13 protein-coding genes are annotated in these 17,230 nt (G+C 61.1%); 3 read left to right on the forward strand and 10 right to left on the reverse strand.

Annotated elements, in window-relative coordinates:
- Positions 1–4: 4 nt before the first annotated feature.
- Together gspD and QCM77_RS03035 are read left to right on the forward strand one after the other, a co-directional pair.
- A complete protein-coding gene (gene gspD / locus QCM77_RS03030) occupies positions 5–2,389 on the forward strand; it encodes a type II secretion system secretin GspD (RefSeq protein ID WP_462804285.1) in 2,385 nt (794 codons plus the stop codon).
- 4 nt (positions 2,390–2,393) lie between these two features.
- Positions 2,394–2,990: a prepilin peptidase gene (locus QCM77_RS03035; RefSeq protein ID WP_279681950.1), complete on the forward strand. Its 597-nt coding sequence runs from the start codon at positions 2,394–2,396 to the stop codon at positions 2,988–2,990.
- Between the two features lie 242 nt (positions 2,991–3,232).
- Here QCM77_RS03035 and QCM77_RS03040 read toward each other — a convergent pair whose 3' ends face one another.
- The 5 genes from QCM77_RS03040 to QCM77_RS03060 all read right to left on the reverse strand — a co-directional run bounded on the left by QCM77_RS03040 (position 3,233) and on the right by QCM77_RS03060 (position 10,724).
- A complete protein-coding gene (locus QCM77_RS03040) occupies positions 3,233–3,805 on the reverse strand; it encodes a tetratricopeptide repeat protein (RefSeq protein WP_279681952.1) in 573 nt (190 codons plus the stop codon).
- Positions 3,806–4,070: 265 nt separating this feature from the next.
- Complete coding sequence (locus QCM77_RS03045; RefSeq protein ID WP_279681954.1) at positions 4,071–5,165, reverse strand: acyltransferase family protein; 1,095 nt, start codon at positions 5,163–5,165, stop codon at positions 4,071–4,073.
- 33 nt (positions 5,166–5,198) lie between these two features.
- Positions 5,199–6,398 (reverse strand): hypothetical protein, encoded by a 1,200-nt coding sequence (locus QCM77_RS03050; protein ID WP_279681956.1) that lies wholly within the window; start codon positions 6,396–6,398, stop codon positions 5,199–5,201.
- Positions 6,399–6,679: 281 nt separating this feature from the next.
- Positions 6,680–7,528 carry a right-handed parallel beta-helix repeat-containing protein gene (locus QCM77_RS03055; RefSeq protein ID WP_279681958.1) on the reverse strand — a complete coding sequence of 283 codons (849 nt, stop codon included), beginning with the start codon at positions 7,526–7,528 and terminating at the stop codon, positions 6,680–6,682.
- 649 nt (positions 7,529–8,177) lie between these two features.
- The gene (locus QCM77_RS03060) at positions 8,178–10,724 is read right to left on the reverse strand and encodes an NF038122 family metalloprotease (RefSeq protein WP_279681960.1); all 2,547 of its coding nucleotides are present in this window, start codon (positions 10,722–10,724) and stop codon (positions 8,178–8,180) included.
- 320 nt (positions 10,725–11,044) lie between these two features.
- On the opposite strand from QCM77_RS03060, the gene QCM77_RS03065 reads away from it, so the two are divergent.
- Positions 11,045–12,238 (forward strand): CaiB/BaiF CoA transferase family protein, encoded by a 1,194-nt coding sequence (locus QCM77_RS03065; protein ID WP_279681962.1) that lies wholly within the window; start codon positions 11,045–11,047, stop codon positions 12,236–12,238.
- A gap of 90 nt (positions 12,239–12,328) precedes the next feature.
- Here the strand turns inward: QCM77_RS03065 and QCM77_RS03070 are convergent, their stop codons facing one another.
- From QCM77_RS03070 to QCM77_RS03090, 5 genes are all read right to left on the reverse strand, one after another.
- The gene (locus QCM77_RS03070) at positions 12,329–12,601 is read right to left on the reverse strand and encodes a hypothetical protein (protein WP_279681964.1); all 273 of its coding nucleotides are present in this window, start codon (positions 12,599–12,601) and stop codon (positions 12,329–12,331) included.
- Positions 12,602–12,671: 70 nt separating this feature from the next.
- Complete coding sequence (locus tag QCM77_RS03075; RefSeq protein ID WP_279681966.1) at positions 12,672–13,535, reverse strand: leishmanolysin-related zinc metalloendopeptidase; 864 nt, start codon at positions 13,533–13,535, stop codon at positions 12,672–12,674.
- 342 nt (positions 13,536–13,877) lie between these two features.
- Positions 13,878–15,395: a tripartite tricarboxylate transporter permease gene (locus QCM77_RS03080; protein WP_279681967.1), complete on the reverse strand. Its 1,518-nt coding sequence runs from the start codon at positions 15,393–15,395 to the stop codon at positions 13,878–13,880.
- A gap of 11 nt (positions 15,396–15,406) precedes the next feature.
- Complete coding sequence (locus tag QCM77_RS03085) at positions 15,407–15,949, reverse strand: tripartite tricarboxylate transporter TctB family protein (RefSeq protein ID WP_279681969.1); 543 nt, start codon at positions 15,947–15,949, stop codon at positions 15,407–15,409.
- A 154-nt stretch (positions 15,950–16,103) separates the two neighbouring features.
- Positions 16,104–17,078: a Bug family tripartite tricarboxylate transporter substrate binding protein gene (locus tag QCM77_RS03090; RefSeq protein ID WP_279681971.1), complete on the reverse strand. Its 975-nt coding sequence runs from the start codon at positions 17,076–17,078 to the stop codon at positions 16,104–16,106.
- Positions 17,079–17,230: the final 152 nt, after the last annotated feature.

The following is a 17,230-nucleotide window of genomic DNA, read 5'->3' on the forward strand; positions in this document are numbered from 1 at the left end:
TCGGATGCATATTTCTGTCACACTCAGAGTTGGTAGGCGTATTTTGTTTGAAGTGGTCCAGCCGCTTTTGCGCCTTCGCTCAGCGTTGACTGGAACGCTCGTTCTGTTGTCGTCCACCTTCCTGCTCACGGCCTGCATCGTCACTGCCGACCAGTCGATCGAGGCGGATCCCAACGATCCGCGCGCGCAGGACATCGCCGACAAGGTCCGCTCCCTCGATCTTCAGCCGCGACAACCTGCGGATGCGGGGGCAAGCGGTATTGCGCAGGCGAAGGCGTCGAGGCCCGCGATCTACCTCAGCGATGGTGCAACGCCGCAAGGCGGCGCGATTGCCGAACGCGATGACGGCGGCGGCAGCGGCTACGACCTCAATTTCGAGAACGCACCGGTCGCCACCGTCGCAAAGGTCATCCTTGGTGACGTACTCAACGTCGGCTACACGATCGACCCCCGCGTGCAGGGGACAGTCACGCTTGCCTCGGTGCGCCCGGTCCCCAAGGCAGACGCGATCTACGTGCTGGAGAACGCGCTGCGCATGTCCGGCGTGGCGCTGGTACGCGACCGCACCGGCTACCGCCTACTGCCGGCGCCGGAAGCCGGTCCCGGCGGCATCGATCGCTCCGCCAATGCCGCAGCCGGCCAGGGCATCACGGTGGTGCCGCTGCGCTATGTCTCGGCCCAGAACATCTTCAAGCTGCTCGATGCCTTCGGCGTGAAGGCCTCGACCATGCGTCCCGACAGTGCCCGCAACACGCTGATGGTCAGCGGCAGCGGTACCGACCGGGCGACCGCGGTCGACACCATCCTCTCCTTCGACGCCGACTGGATGCGCGGGCAATCGGTCGGCATCTTCCCGGTGCGCAACTCCACGCCCGAGCCGCTGATCTCCGAGATGGAAAAGATCATGGATTCGGGCGAAGGCGGCCTGAGCCAGAGCGTGGTGAAATTCCAGCCCATCGGCCGCCTCAACTCGATCCTGGTCGTCAGCCAGAAGCCGGAATACCTCAAGCGCGCGCAGGTGTGGATCGCGCGGCTCGACCGCTCCGACACGGATGGCCTGAACCTGAAATCCTATCCGCTGCGCTATGGCAATTCCAAAGCGGTGGTGGCGCTGCTGAACGAGATCCTGTTCAGCCAGAGCGCCACCGGCAGCTCCTCGCTCGACAATTCCGCGAGCCAGATCTCGCCCGGCTCGGGCATCGCGACGTCCTCGTCCGGGACCAACCCGATCGCCTCGCTCAGCGCACTTCCGACCGCGGCCGCGGGCGCCGCGACCCCGGTCACCGGTGCTCCCGGCTCGTCGCTGGGCGCGCGTCCCGCCCCCGCGGCGGCCGGCGTCCCCGGCCAGGACAACGGCTCCGGTACGCTGCTCGGCTCGGGCGCGAAGCCCGCCACCAATGCGATCCTCCAGAACGTGCGGATCACCGCCGACGTCACCAACAACGCGGTGCTGGTCTATGCCAACGCGGATTCGCAACGTGTCGTCGAGCAGACGATCCGGCAGATCGACCGGCCGCAGCGCCAGATCGCGATCGAAGCGACGATCGCCGAGGTGACGCTGAACGACCAGTTGAACTACGGCGTGCAGTTCTTCCTTGCCAGCAAGCAGGGCTCGATCTCCAACACCATCTCGGGCATCAGCAATTCGAGCACCATCGGCAGCAACATCGAGGGGACGAGCAACGCCGTCAACGCCGCGGCCGGGGCCCTGCTCGGCCGCGCGCTGCCGGGCTTCAACTTCCTGATCGGCGCCGAAAACTCGCCGCGTGTCGTGCTCGATGCGCTGCACGGCGTCACCAACGTCAAGGTGCTGTCGAACCCGTCGCTCGTGGTGCTGGACAACCAGGCGGCGACCCTTCAGGTCGGCGACCAGGTGCCGTTCTCGACCGGCACCGCGACCGTGCTGACTGCCAACAACACCGTGGTCAACACCATCGACTACAAGAACACCGGCATCATCCTGCGCGTGCTGCCGCGCGCCAACGCCAACGGCAATGTCGTGCTCGACATCGAGCAGGAAATCTCGAGCGTGGCCGCCGGCAGCGCCAACTCGCTGACGCCGACGATTTCGCAGCGCCGGGTGAAGAGCTCGATCGCGGTGACCAGCGGGCAGACCGTGCTGCTCGCCGGCCTGATCAGCGAGACCGAGAACAGGCAGCGCCAGGGCCTGCCGATCCTGGATTCCATTCCCGGCGTGGGCGATGCCTTCTCGCATCAGACCACCGCGCGCGCCCGTACCGAGCTGATCCTGTTCATTCGCCCGACCGTCATCAAGGACGGCGTCGATGCGCATGTCATCGCCGAGGAAATGCGCAGCAAGATGAACAGCCGCCTGGTCGGCACCAGCAATCCCGTGGTCACCGTGAGCCCGCCCAAGGCGGCGCGCTGACGGCGTGACGGATCAGGCCGCGGATGACGGGGCGGGCCCTCCGCTCGCGCTCAGCCTCGCGCTGCTGCTGGGCGTGTTCGCAAGCCTCGTTGCCGCGCCGGGGGCGGAGGGCCTGTACGGTGCGTTCCTCGCCGCCCTGATGCTCGCAGTCGCGACGAACGATGCCCGCCATTATCTCATTCCGAACGAGCTGACGGGCGCGGCCTTCGCGCTCGCTTTGCTGCGCGCCGGCGCCTTCGCGCTGGAGACGGGCGCCGAGGCGCTGCTCTGGGCGGTTGTCCGCGCCGGGGCTGTCGCACTCCCGCTGCTGCTGCTGATGCTGCTCTACCGGCGCTGGCGCGGCCGCGACGGGCTCGGGCTCGGCGACGTCAAGCTCGCCGCGGTCTGCGGCGCCTGGCTCGATCTCGCGACCGTGGCCGCGGTGATCGAACTTGCGGCGCTGCTCGCGATCGGCGCCTATGTCGCCAGTGCTGCGCTGCGAAGAGAGCGGCTCCGCGCCACGGCATTCCTGCCGTTCGGGCTATTCCTGGCGCCGGCGATCTGGATCGGCTGGTTGGGCGAGAGCTGGTACACCCACTGGCTCGGCGGCTGGCCGGGCTAGGATGATCCGGTCAAGCGTCATCCCGAGGCGCACTCTGCAAAAAAAACGCGAAAACAACCCCATGCACAGTAGACGGGGTCAACGATATCAATGACTTGAGTGCCGGCAAACAAACGCTTTCGGATTTTACAAAGCCCTTTGACTCGTCGGGCAAAACACCGGCATGATGTCATCCTGGCGATAGCGCCACCGCCCTCGTACCGAGCGCGGCCGATAGCGTGCCATTCGTCAGGTGCCGGGGATCAGTGCTCGCGGCTCGGCGCCCATTCCAGCGCACGCAGGCGGGCCTGGGCGACCTCTCCGCGCGTCATCTTGGTGGTGACGGCATCGCGGATCCGGGCCCGCGCCTCGCGCGCCGGCCGCGGCGCTGCGGCCGTCGACAGGTTCAGCCATTTCGAGGCCTCCACGATGTCCCGAGGTACGCCGAAGCCGCGGTCATAGAGCAGGCCCAGGGAATATTGGGCGCGGCTGTCGCCCTGCTCAGCCGCCCGCCGGTACCACATCGCGGCTTCCGTGTAGTTCTGCGGCACGCCGCGGCCGGTCTCGAACAGGAAGCCGAGATAGGACTGCGCAGCCGCATTGCCCCGCTCGGCGAGCGGGATGAAGATGCGCGAAGCCGTCACATAGTCCTGGCGCTGGACGGCAGAGACGCCCTGGCGGAACGACTGGGCATGTGCCGGGATTGCGGGCGTCAGCGTCACGAGCAGCACGAGAATGACGGTGCACCCCCATCCCGCCCGTCGCGAAAAGCCGCGCATCGATCCCTGCGGCACCGCGCGGCAATACCCCGGATCCTGGCTGTCGAGGGTCTCCATCCCACCGGCTCTCCTTGCATGTGCTGCCAGATTAGTCGGTGGGTATCCCGAAATCCATAGCGGGTGACGGGCACAAAAAAGCTCCGGGCGCATCGCGCCCGGAGCTCGTCGATTGGACCAGGCCTAGTGATATCCGCCGGCGGTGCCCGGCGTCGTGTCGGGGGCGTTGCCGTTGATCTGGTTGTCCAGCATCTCAGGTCGGTTGCTTAAGCGAGAACTTGACTCGTCAGGTCGCGGCCCGGCCTTTAGGGTAATCCGTAACCCCTTAGGAGGCCACAATCGGTGCGTTCTTAATCGCCTCGCCACGCAAGTTGCGCGCTGGTCGACCGAGAGCGGCCTTTATGACACTCGCGACTCGATGATAGTGCCGCTCAAAAAGAAGCGCGAAAACAAATGCGAAGCTGTTCGCGATAACGACTGCGAACAGTACTCGCCCAATAGTCACATCCGCCCAAAAGCTGAATATTACACGCTCTGTCGTGAGGTGAATCAGAAAAAGCGAGAAAGAAAAGTCTGCGGCCATTCTGACGAAAGAGGCAAACCACTGAGGCACGATTCGGATGGCCTGAGATATCTGCACCAAGCTAACGAAGGAGAGGACTAACATGGGATATTGCCCCAAGTTGGCGTCATCGCCCGGAGTACGTTGGATCAACCAAGTGACGAGGGTGACCATCAAGGCCAAGCACCAGAAAGGGACATTTGAACTATGCTCGCTCACAGCTTTCACCACGAAGTAGGAGGCAAACGCCAAGAGCCAAAGCACGAATAGCGCCCGATCAGGTGCAGGCCCATTTGAAAAATAGGTGAGCGGCATAAAAGCAAATAGCGCGGCAACCAAGCAGCAAAGCAGCACATTTCTACCCCGTAGTAGAAAGTACATAGCACCAACAAAAAAGTAGATGTGAAATTCGAGGGCAACCGAAGTAAGCTGCCCAGCCGTCCCGAACGTTGGCACACTCAGACAACACGGCACGTTCTGCTGCATGAAGAGATTGCCGATGAACGTCTTCAGATTGGTTGGGTCAGCTTTAATTTCGATGCCGTACCATCGAAGAAAAATGGTGACGAGCCCGATGAGCAGAATGGCCGGTAGATACGCCGTGTAGATTCTTGCAAACCGTTCAATGCTGAATTCGACAATGCCATAATCCGGCGATGCCGACTTAGTGTCGAGCGTATATGCAATCAGAAAACCAGACAGAACGAAAAACAACAACACGCCATCGGTGGGAATGTATGTCGTTCCAAACCCCCCAAAGTTGATAGCATGACCAATGCAAACCATTTGTGCTGCAACGGCCCTCAGGAAATCCAAAGTGACTGATGTGTCGTTTTTTGCTGGATCTAGGCTAAACATAACTCAGGAGTTTCCTCGTGCAGTCAGCGTCACTTAAGATTCCAGCTTTGGTTCGCAGGTTTTTGGCTGGAAACGGACGGCGAGTCTTTCGCAGCAAACCAGCGCCAATGCGCCGAGTATCGGGACGAGCTTATTTGGTTCAGTGAAGTCAGCTATCACAAAAACCATAGCCAAATAGACCACCGCTGGCGGAAGCACTATTGCGGTTGTTCGGGATACACCAGGAGTCCAAGTGAGTACGAGTAAAACGAATATCGGGGCTGCGACACCAACGGCTAATCTAGAGGCGGAAAGATTACCCAAAGGCTTGGTAAAGTAATCTCCGTGTGTGAGGAGGAAGGAGGAGAAATCTGGCTGGACCGGATAAAGCGCGATAAGGATTTTCGGAACGGCCAGCGAAATAACGATTAGTCCGGCAAACGTTAGCCACTCCACAGCATTCGGCCAACGTCGCTCAAACCAAGCAATTCCCGGGATAGCAAAAGCAGTAGCGAACACGAGGTCCGTCCGCATAAAACTCATCACAAGCCCGCTTAGAAGCATCAGAGCGTATCTTTTCGAACCTAGTAGAAACAGCTGCCAAAAAAATCCGCCTGCCAGAAAGACAGACCCCATGCGGCCCGGAACGATGGCGGTTTGGGCGTAAAATGCAACAAAGAGAACAAAAAGAATTTGTATCGGCAACGCGGCTGGGCGAACGAGGACAGTGGCTAGCGCAAAGGCTGCGATGAACGATGCGGAATCGAACATATAGTTGAGAGAAAGATGAGTGATGTAGGTCGAGCGCCCAGAGTTGTCGTCGCCGAGAACCCACACGTAACCCTGAACGATTCGTGAAACGAGTGGTCGAATGACACCTTCTACCAAGTTCAATTTCGTAACATATGCGATTTCGTTATCTAAGCTGTATTGCATGCTCGCCCGGAGATAGTTCGCCTCGATCGAAGCCACCGATAAAGCCAGACCGCAACAGACGAGTAGACCTATGCTCGTCGGCTTGGCGAAGTACTTTCGAAAGTAGAATAATGCCAAGAACGGGAAGAGAGCTACGGGGGCCGAGAGGATTACCTTCATCGGCCTCCAAGGCAGACCGGTGACCGCATGCACTACCCGCGCGGGGAACTCACCATAATGCCACAGCACAACCAAGACGCTTGGCACGAGCCAATACGTGAGCAGGGTTTTTAGCGACGGCGACGTGACGTCAGTTTCATTGCCCAGTGGAGCCGACATATCCACACCCGGTTAGTAGCGCCTCGGCCCCGGGAGTTTCGGCGCCTTTGACTGACCTAAAAGAAAAGAGTTGGCGCCATCTAGCAGACTGCACGCTGGAACTTCAATGCCTTGTTGCCTAACCTAATGCCCGCCTCGGCGCCCATTTCAGAGCCCGAAATCGAACTTCTGCGATCTGTCCGGTGTCATCCAGGCGGGCAGCGCAAAATCGATTCCGCGCGAGTTCGGGCATGAAAAAACTCCGGGCGCACGCGCCCGGAGTTCATTGTAACGATCGAGCGCTAGTGATAGCCGCCCGCGGTTCCTGGCGTGGTGTCGGGATTATTCCCGTTGATCTGGTTGTCCAGGTACGACAGGACAGTGCCCGTGGTGGCAGATCCTAGATTATTGACGATCATCGAGCGGCCAACACGCACGCCCGCCGCCCCGCTCTGAGCAATGCCCGTGCCGAGGTTCTCGGAAATATTGCTTCCATTGACCTGAATATTGGATTGGTTTTGGACGGTGAGACCGACAAAGTTATTGTGAATGGCCGTGTTGGTGATCAACCCCCTGGCGCTTCCTGCCGAGGAGTCCACGAAGACGCCACCCCCGGTGGCAGCCGTGCCATTATGTGAGATGACGCTATCGCGGATCAGCAGCATCGAGTTGAAATTCGTAGGCACGAACGAAACTCCCTGCGCGCTCCCGGAGTTGAAGTCTCTGATGAAACAGTGTTCGATCACTACGGATGCAGCCTGTGTGATATTAACGCCTTTGAGCCCTGTGCCGACGCCCTCGATATCAAGGCCTCGCAAGACCACGTGATCGGTCGCTGCCGCGTTCACATTGATTCCGTTAGTGCCGGCCGCCAGCACGCCACCAATGACACCTTCGCAATAGATCGAGATCGCCTTGGTGATCGTCAGAGTGCCAAAGCCAGCAGGGTCGAGACAATTGATCTCACCGCCAGCCGCCGTCTTGGAGATCGCACCGGCAAAGGTCTTACAGGGCGCGGTGCGACTGCACGGATTGGCGTCGTCGCCCACACCAGAAACCCAGGTTCTGGTGGCCTGGGCTTGAGCAGGCTGCGCTGTAATCAAGGGTATTAACAATCCAACTGCAAGGGCCAAGAGGGCAATTCGGCGCATTTCATCCTCCAAAATTAGCTAACATAGTCAGCTGTTGCCATGCACGATTATCCCGTGACCACGGAACTGTGGCCTACGGAACCAATGTTAGGTTTTGCTGGAATTCCCCGCCGTTTCTGGCGGTCGCAATAGGCTTTACGGTTTCAATTTTCGAATACGCAAGGCGACTGGTAGTCAAAAGACTATTCTTGGCATTTTACGCAACGGCGACTCAGTGGAGACGAGTGTCCTCCGCCTCCTTTGGCGTCTCGTGCTTCACTAAGTTACTCCACGGCACCTGCATCCCAGCGTCAATTATCGCGAGTTGTTACCCGATGGATTCAATTGAAGGGAGGGCCGACTGCCGAAAGAAAAAATGGAGGCCTCTGGAGACAATATCACAAAAACAAGAGGAATAGCGAAGAAGAGCAGAATGAAGCAAACTAGCATGCGGAAGAGAGTCATTTGATATTCCTCAATCCCGAGAGCAGCGTCTTCGAGTTATGCTCGCCCTAGTTTTGCGACTTGACAGTCGTGAGTCGTGTCACTCGCCACAGGTCTCTCAATGGTCGCTCAGGATCGCGCAAAGGTTCAATCTGACGTTTATTTCTTCATTGGTTGAAACTCATTGTCAATTTGAATTTTTCGGTTGACTCTATAATTTTAATCGTCAGCCGAGCATGAAACCGGCGCTGTGCAGGTTGTGAAGAAAGTCAGCCAGAGCGTCGATCACAACCGGGGCGTGGCTCTCCACCGGCGCGGCGAGAGTCCCCTGCTCTGAGGCGGCCTGTAGATTGGCTGGCAGCGGCATAGAATCCGGCAGCTCAGAAGAATTGGACAGTGTGGTTGCACCCTGGCTGAAATTGAAAACGAAGCTGCTACCGGCGGTCGCGAGCTCCGCAGTCGCTGGCGGCGCTGCGCCCACGGCGCCGTCACCATTGAGGTCCTGGTGGAACACCGGCTCGAGCGCCTTCAGGCGGGAATCGCTTCCCGCCACTTCGGGTGTAAGCATCGACAGGAAATTACCGTTGCTGTCGGTGCTCCAGACCGAGAAATAGCCGGTCGATGAGTTCTTCCAGGCGACGTCGTAGCCGCCGCCCGAAACCTGCTCGGCGGCAACCGGTGACCAGGCGCCGTAGTTGCCCGCGACGACCGCCGCGCCGCCATTCTTCAGGACGGGTCCGGTGCCCGTGCTGATGCTGTTCAGGTAATAATTCGATACGATCTGGACCAGGCTGGTCGATCCGGCTGACTCGATCGTCACGCTCGGGATGCCGATCGTACCGTCTCCATTAAGATCCTGGTAGAACACCGTCTCAAGAGACTCAAGGCTCGCATGGGTCCCGGGAACCTCGGGCGTCAGCGCGGATAGATAATTGCCGTTGCTGTCGGTGCTCCAGACCGAAAAATATCCGGTGGATGCATTCTTCCAGGCAACATCATAGCCGCCGCCTGAGACCTGCTCGGCCGCAACGGGCGACCAGGCGCCGTAATTGCCCGCGACCACGGCCGCGCCCGCATTCTTCAGAATGGGTCCGGTGCCGGTGCTGATGCTGTCCAGATAATAGTTATTGCCGGACAGCACCAGGCTGGTCGATCCGGCGGACTCGATCGTCACGCTCGCGATGCCGATCGTACCGTCGCCATTGAGATCCTGGTGGAAGAACGTCTCCAGCGCCCTCAGGCTGGCGTCGGTTCCCGGCACTTCGGGCGTCAACGCGGATAGATAATTGCCGCCGCTGTCGGTGCTCCAGACCGAAAAATATCCGGTGGATGCATTCTTCCAGGCCACATCGTAGCCGCCGCCCGCCACCTGCTCGGCCGCAACGGGCGACCACGCCCCATAATTGCCCGCGACCACGGCCGCGCCCGCATTCTTCAGGATGGGACCGGTGCCGGTGCTGATACTGTCCAGGTAGTAATTCGATCCAACCTGGACCAAGCTGGTCGAACCGGCCGCCTCGATCGTGAGCGAGGGAATACCGATCACACCATCGCCGTTGAGATCCTGGAGGAAGGTGGTCTCAATCGACTCGATGGTCGCGCTGCTCCCGGGCAGTTCGGACGTGAGAGTTGACTGAAAGTTGCCGTTGCTGTCCGTACTCCAGATCGAAAAATACGCGGTCGAAGAATTCTTCCACGCAACATCGTAGCCGCCGCCCGAGACCTGCTCGGCCGCAACGGGCGACCAGGCCCCATAACTGCCCGCGACCACCGCCGCGCCCGCATTCTTCAGCATGGGCCCCGTCCCCGTGCTGATGCTATCGAGAAAGTAGCTGGTGCCGACCCGGACCAGACTCGTGGCGCCGGCTTGCTCGATCGCGACCGGGTTGTTGATCGCAAGATGAAATCCGAGCGCGTCGAGCTGCTTCAGGTCGATCGACGTCAGGCCCTGAATGGTGCTGCCGTTGTAATATTCGTTGAAGGGATCGTTCGGCCCTTGCACGCCGCTGTTGAGGAAATCGCTCGGATCGGAATTCTGGCCGTAATCTGCGAGCTTGGTGTAGCCGCCATCCAGCGAGAAATAGGCGGCCGGAGCCGTCGATGCGCCGTTGATGAGCCGCACGCCGGGGCTCGTGAAGCGGAATAAATCGAAGATATCGGGCGACGAACTGTAAGGGGGGCCGTAGGGTATGCGCCCCCAGGCATGCGTCAACTCGTGAAGGGCGACGCCAACCAGAAGGCTCGGACTGATGTCAGTGTTAAAATAGGCACTGGCGTCGTCGGTGGTCGCGTCGTTGGCAGCCAGCACGCCCCACAGCTTCAACTGCGCGTTCCAAACGACAACCTGGGACTGGCCCTGGATGGTGGTGGCGTTGGGCAGGCTGCTGAACGTGGTGTCGCCCGCGCTCGCATTGCTGATCAGGGTCGATCGAACCCACGAATAGCTTTCGGAATAGCCGAGGTCGGGACCGGCCGCCGCGCCGCGGCCGGTGCCGCTGTAGTCGATGTTGATGTTGACGGTAATCTGGTCGGTGATGTTGGCAGCCAGGATCGCGGCAGCCTGCTGCAGGCCGTTCTTGAAGCTTGTCGGCGCGGCCTGTGCCGCGGCATCGAGGATCAGATTGATCTGGATGCCGCCCGAGGTGGCCGAGATCACGGCGCCCGGCGTGGACGCGTTACTGACCGTGGCGCCCGAGTCCGCCGGAACATAGCTACCCTGAATCTCGTTACCCACAACGGTATAGATCAGGTCGTCCGACTCGGGGTCCACCATCCGTCAATCCTTGATCCCAGAACGAAATCCGCTTCAATCAATGTTTTTGTCGAACGTCCAGCAATTCGACCGCTGCGAATCAAGCAAATGCCACACTTGCTTACAACCTCAAGGTTTGCGGCCGAGCGTTAATCTTTCGTTTCGAATTCCCCCCTTGCACCGCATGCGAATCAAGCGCGAGCCAATGGAGGGCGATACATCCGATGTTGCAACACCGGATAATGATAATTACGGCTGTATAACAGCCATGCCATTGAACTTCTGCTGGATTTGCCCGATCAGAAGATGCCCACCCACACTGGCCCGGAGTTTGTCCGAAAATGCCCATCCCGCATGCCTCCGAAGCCCTGTCGCGCTTCACCGTGCTCGATCTGACCCGCGTCCGGTCCGGGCCCACCTGCGTGCGGCAGCTCGCGGACTGGGGCGCCACCGTGATCAAGATCGACGCGCTGACCGAGGATTCCGGCGGCGAGCAGCCGGGCGGGCCGCGAAGGGGGTCCGATTTCCAGAATTTGCATCGCAACAAGCGGGCGATGACGCTGAACCTGAAGGACGAGCGCGGGCTTGCCGTGTTCAAGCGCCTCGCCGCCAAGGCCGACGTGGTGGTGGAGAATTTCCGGCCCGACGTGAAGAAGAAGCTCGGTATCGACTATGAGAGCCTTGCCAAGATCAATCCGCGCATCGTCTATGGCAGCATCTCCGGCTTCGGCCAGGACGGGCCCTATCACAAGCGGCCGGGCTTCGATCAGATCGCGCAAGGCATGGGCGGGCTGATGTCGATCACCGGCGCGCCGGGCGAGGGCCCGATGCGGGTCGGCATTCCCGTCGCCGACCTCACGGCGGGCCTGTTCTGTGCCATGGGCATCCTCACCGCACTGCTGGAGCGCGAGGTTTCGGGCAAGGGCCAGTGGGTGCAGACCTCGCTGCTCCAGGCCCAGATCTTCATGCTCGACTTCCAGGCCGCACGCTGGCTGATGGAGAAGGAAGTGGCAAAGCAGGCCGGCAACAACCACCCGACCAGCATCCCGACCGGCGTGTTCAGGACCTCGGACGGCTACATCAACATCGCCACGACAGGCGGCCGGATCTGGGAGCGCTGCGCGCAGGCGATCGGCGCGCCGGAACTCTACAGCCATCCTGATTATACGACTGCGCCGGCGCGCTCCAAGAACCGCGACGCGCTCAACGCCGAGATCGAGAAGCGTACCTTGACGAAGTCGACCGAGACCTGGGTCAGTGAACTCAACGAGGCCGGCGTGCCCTGCGGGCCGATCTACGCCATCGACCAGATGTTCGAGGACGCGCAGGTCAAGCATCTCGGCATCGCGCAGGAGGTGCCGAACGACGAGGATCGCGACATCCGCCTGGTCGGCCAGCCCGTGACGCTGTCGCGCACACCGAGCAGGATGGTGGCGCGGCCACCGGAGTTCGGCGAGCAGACCGACGAGGTGCTGAAGGAGTTCGGCTTCGGCGCCGACGAGATCGCCAAGCTCCGGGACGCCAAGGTGGTGTGAAAGAACGGCCGCGTCTCGGCGGCCGGCCTTTCGAATCCGCGTCGTCGTGGACATCACGATCGGCCTGGCATCAACTGCTTGCGCAGTCGTCTAGATCTTGCGCAACCCGTCGAAGCGCGTGTCGACATAGTGGCCGGCCGCGTCGACAACCCGACAAAGCTCTCCGCCATCATGATAGAGCAGAACGACCTTGGCTCCCGCCTCGAATTGTCCGGCCGGTGGTCCGCTCGGCAGGTCACGCGAGGCATAGAATGGCTGCGATCTCGCCACCTCGTGGGTGAACTGGTTGGGCGGCGGCGAGATCAGGCAGTCCGACGGGATCAGTGACGAATCTGGAAGCACAATCGCTTCCGGTCGCTTCATGCCCTCCATGATCCCCCCTGAACTTCGCCAGGAGCCTTGCTCGGCAAAGCCTTGGCCGCAAAGCCTTGGCCTAAGCGCCGAGGCTTTCCTCGGGCAACGTGATTGGAATCCGCCGGAGCACGATGCCTCTTGCCTTTTCGGCATGCGCGGCAGCAAGTCCCGCCTCGGCCATATGGAGATGATCAGGCAGGTGATACGCTTGGGCAACCTCCATATTCACCTGATAGCCGAGATCCTGCAAGCTGGCGATCGTCAACCGGCTCATCGGATTGCCGCCTTCATTGACGAAACCGGTCATCAACTCTGCGCCGAACACAGTGTCGCGCCAATGCGAGTCCACCGTCCCTTCACCACCGGTGTTTTCGACGGGCACAGGCAGCGGCGTCGCGGAACCGCGAAGCTTGCCGTATTCGCGCATGGCGTTGGCACCGTTGAATGTCGGATTGTTGGTGTGGGCGCCTTTCAACAATTTCTTGTTCGTCCAGATCGTGCCGATACCGATCACATGCCCCATCTCGTGTGTGATGACGTCGTTCAGGGTGCCGTCGGCCTCCATGGCAGCGAGATCGGCCGTGTCGAATTGCATGTCGCCTGTCGCCGGCAGGAACGCAGCGGCCCCCGCATTCTTTGGCCGCAAGCGGTTCGGCCCCGCCTGGCCGAGAACATTGCCGGGACCGTCGATGTCAGTGCCTTGCGCCGTGATACGAAGATTGTTGATCCTTTCGCCACCGACCGTGACGTCAGGCAAATCTCCGACGATGGCGTGCGTCCAACGATTTGCCGCAAGCTTGAAAGCGGCCTTTTGTTTATCTGTCAGTCCGCCCAGAAACTGAACTTCGATGGTGTAGCCTCCGGCGGCTGCGGCCGCGACCGCGTGTGAAATCTCGGCGCCTTTCCGGGCTCGATAGTGTTCAATAGCCATGACGTCCTCCAAAAAAATAGATCAATAAACTTCTATCTATGCTTGCATAGTGATCCCGATTAACTTTGCTGACAAGAGCGAGAAAGCGTCACGGGGCCTGACTGTTCTCACGCCAAGAACGCAAAAGCCCGGCGTGACCGCCGGGCTTTCGACTCGCAGAAGCTGTTCGCGAAGCAGTCGCTCAGGTGCCGCGACACCAGGGAAGAGCGCATCGCTCCGCGTCGTGCGAACGAAGATCAGTCGTTTGCGGGATGCAAGCGCACGGTCGCGCGCGGAAGGCGTGCGCGCACCATCCGGGCGTTCTCGAAAGGACGACATCACCCCTATGTATTTCAATCCCAGGGGCGATTACGCCTAGCGCGGCACCGGCTTGCCCGCCTGCGTCAATCCGACACGAGCAAGCAAGCCGTCGATCACAGGCCAAAACAGCAGCGTGATCGCCAGCGTCGTGATCGAGCCGACCAGGCCGTTCGACCAGAACACCTTGAGGTCACCGCCGGAGCCGATCATCGACAGGCGGAAGGCATCCTCGGCGCGGTTGCCGAGGACAAGCGCGAGGGTGAACGGCGCCAAGGGAATGCCGATCTTCTTGAAGACGTAGCCGACGACGCCGAAGCCGAGCATCAGCCAGATGTCGAACATGGCGTTCTGGATCGCGTAGGCGCCGATCGCGCAGGACACCACGATCATCGGCGCCACCGCGGCGAACGGCACGCGCAGGATCGAGGCGAAGATCGGCACCGTCGTCAGCACCAGCACGAGGCCGACGACATTGCCGAGATACATCGACGCGATCAGGCCCCAGACGAAGTCCTTGTGCTCGACGAACAGCAGCGGCCCCGGATTGAGCCCCCACACCATCAAGCCGCCGAGCAGGATCGCAGCGGTGCCGGAGCCGGGAATGCCGAGCGCCAGCATCGGCAGCAGCGCCGCGGTGCCGGAGGCATGTGCCGCCGTTTCCGGCGCGAACACGCCTTCGATCCGGCCCTTGCCAAAACTCTCCGGATCCTTGGAAAAACGCTTGGCGAGATTGTAGCCCATGAAGGACGCCGCGATCGCGCCGCCCGGTGTGATGCCGAGCCAGCAGCCGATGAAGGAGGAGCGCAGCAGCGTCACCCAGTATTTCGGCAGGTCCTTCCACACGCTCAGCACGACGCGCAGCGAAATGCTTGCCGCATGTCCGCGTAGCGCCAGCCGCTCCTCCATCGTCAGCAGGATCTCGCTGATGCCGAACAGGCCGATGACGGCGACGAGGAAGTTGATGCCGCGCAAGAGTTCGGCCGAGCCGAAGGTCATGCGCAACTGCCCCGACACGGTATCCATGCCGACGCCCGCAAGCAGGAGCCCCAGCGACATCGAGATGACAGTCTTGTGCTTGGCCTCGCGGCCCAGGCCGACGAAGGAGCAGAACGTCAGCAGATAAACCGCAAAGAATTCCGGCGGGCCGAACTTCAACGCAAAGGACGAGATCATCGGGGCGAGGAAGGTGATCAGGAGCACCGCGACCAGCGAGCCGATGAAGGAGGACGTGAACGCCGCGGTCAGCGCCTCCGCCGCCCTGCCCTGCTGGGCCATCGGATAGCCGTCGAAAGTGGTCGCGACCGACCAGGCTTCGCCCGGAATGTTGAACAGGATCGAGGTGATCGCGCCGCCGAACAGCGCGCCCCAGTAGATGCAGGACAGCATCACGATCGCCGAGGTCGGATCCATCGTGAAGGTGAGCGGCAGCAGGATCGCAACGCCGTTGGGGCCGCCGAGCCCGGGCAGCACGCCGACGAAGATGCCGAGCACCAGCCCGACCATCATCAGCGCGAGCGTCTTCCACGTCAGCAGGACGGCGAAGCCGTGAAGCAAGAGGCCGAAAGCTTCCATCGCGGGTCCGCCTAGTAACCGAAGGCCGCTTCGAGCGGCCCTTTCGGCATGATGACGTCGAAGGCGACGTCGAAGGTGACGAACATGATCGCCGTGAACACAACAGCGGTGAGCAGCGACTTCCACAGCGCGATCTTGCCGACGAGGCGCATGAATCCTGCGATCAGCAGGAAGCTCGCGACGTAGAGGCCGAGAAACTGCGTCGCCAGGCAGAACAGCAGCGTCGGCACGAACACCGCCATCACGCGGCGGGTTTGCGCGCGCGTGACGAAGGTTTCGGGTGCCGCGCGGTGCGCGACCAGCGCCGCGATCAGGCCGTAGAGGCTGCCGCCGCCGAGAATGGCGGAGAGATAGAACGGGAAATAGCCGGGCTCCGGCCCGGTCGAATCCCAGGAGGCGCCGGTGCGCCAATTGTCGTAGCCGAGCGTGGCGGCCAGCGCGAGCAACAGGAGGCAGACGAATATCTCGATCGTGCCGGAGGAGACGACGGAAGGCGAGTCGTCTTCGGGCGCGGTCGGATCGTCGACGACGATTTCAAGATCGATTTGGGACATGAGTTGCCAGGTCAGGTTGCGCTGTCACCGTCCGCCTAACGCGCAATTGCGTACGCGAGCGGATGATCCAGTACGCCGTGCAGAGCCGTCTTTCGTCGAGCTCTGTGCAATACTGGATGCCCCGCCTTCGCGGGGCATGACGTGGAGGATGTGATTACTTCGCGACGAAACCCGCTTCCGTCATCAGCGACTTGTTGACTGCATCGTCCTCCTCGAGGAATTGCACCATGTCCTTGCCGGTGAGGAAGATCGGCTTCAACGCCTGCTTTTCCATGTAGTCCTTGTATTCCGCGGTCTGTGTCACCTTGTGGAACAGCTCGACAAAGAACGCCTGCTGCTCGGCCGTGACCTTGCCGGGCAGGAACGTCGCGCGCAGCATCAGATACTGCACGTCGACGCCCTCCTCCTTGCAGGTCGGGATGTCGGCCCAGGACTGCGTGTCCGTCACCTTGCTGGTGTAGGAGATTCGCTCCTTGTCGAACACGCAGAGCGGACGCACCTGGCCCGCGCGCCAGACTTCGAGATTTTCGGATGGATTGTTGACGTTGGATTCGGTGTGGTTGCCGACGAGCTGGGTCGCGGCCTCGCCGCCGGACTTGTAGGGCAGATAGGAGAACTTCGCACCGGTCTTCTGCTCGAGGAACACGGTCAGAACGTGGTCCTCGCGCTTGGAGCCGGTGCCGCCCATCTTGAACGGCGCGCTCGCAGCCTTCGCGGCGGCGACGAATTCCTTCACCGTCTTGGGACCCGCGCTGTTGTCCCACAGCACGAACTGGTCGAGCGCGATCACCGAAACCGGGGTCAGCTCACGCCAGTTGAACGGAATCTTCGCCGACAGCGGCAGCATGTAGATCAGCGAATAGGCGATCAGCACCTTGTTGGGATCGCCCTCGCTGGACTTCATGTACATCAGCGCTTCCGCACCCGACGCGCCGCCCTTGAGCGAGACCACGATCGGCTGCTTCATCAGATTGTTCTTCTGGATCGCAGCCTGCATCATCCGGGCCATCTGGTCGGAGGCGCCGCCCGCGCCCGCCGCCACCACGATCTCGACCGGCTTGGTCGGTTCCCAGCCGGCAAAGGCCGGCGCGCTGCAAAGCGTAGCCGCCAGCACGACCGCGGCCTTCATTCCATGTCCCACGCGCGTCCTCCCCAAGTTATAGCCTATGTTCTTGTTCGGATTGGAAATTCAGAAGTGAATTCAGCGCCCATTGTGCTGGCGAATGCGGCCGAGTTCAAGCCATCCGATGTCATCCCCCTTATGACTTTGGACTGAGATTG

The sequence above is a fragment of the Bradyrhizobium nivariense genome, assembly GCF_029846695.2.
Taxonomy (GTDB): domain Bacteria; phylum Pseudomonadota; class Alphaproteobacteria; order Rhizobiales; family Xanthobacteraceae; genus Bradyrhizobium.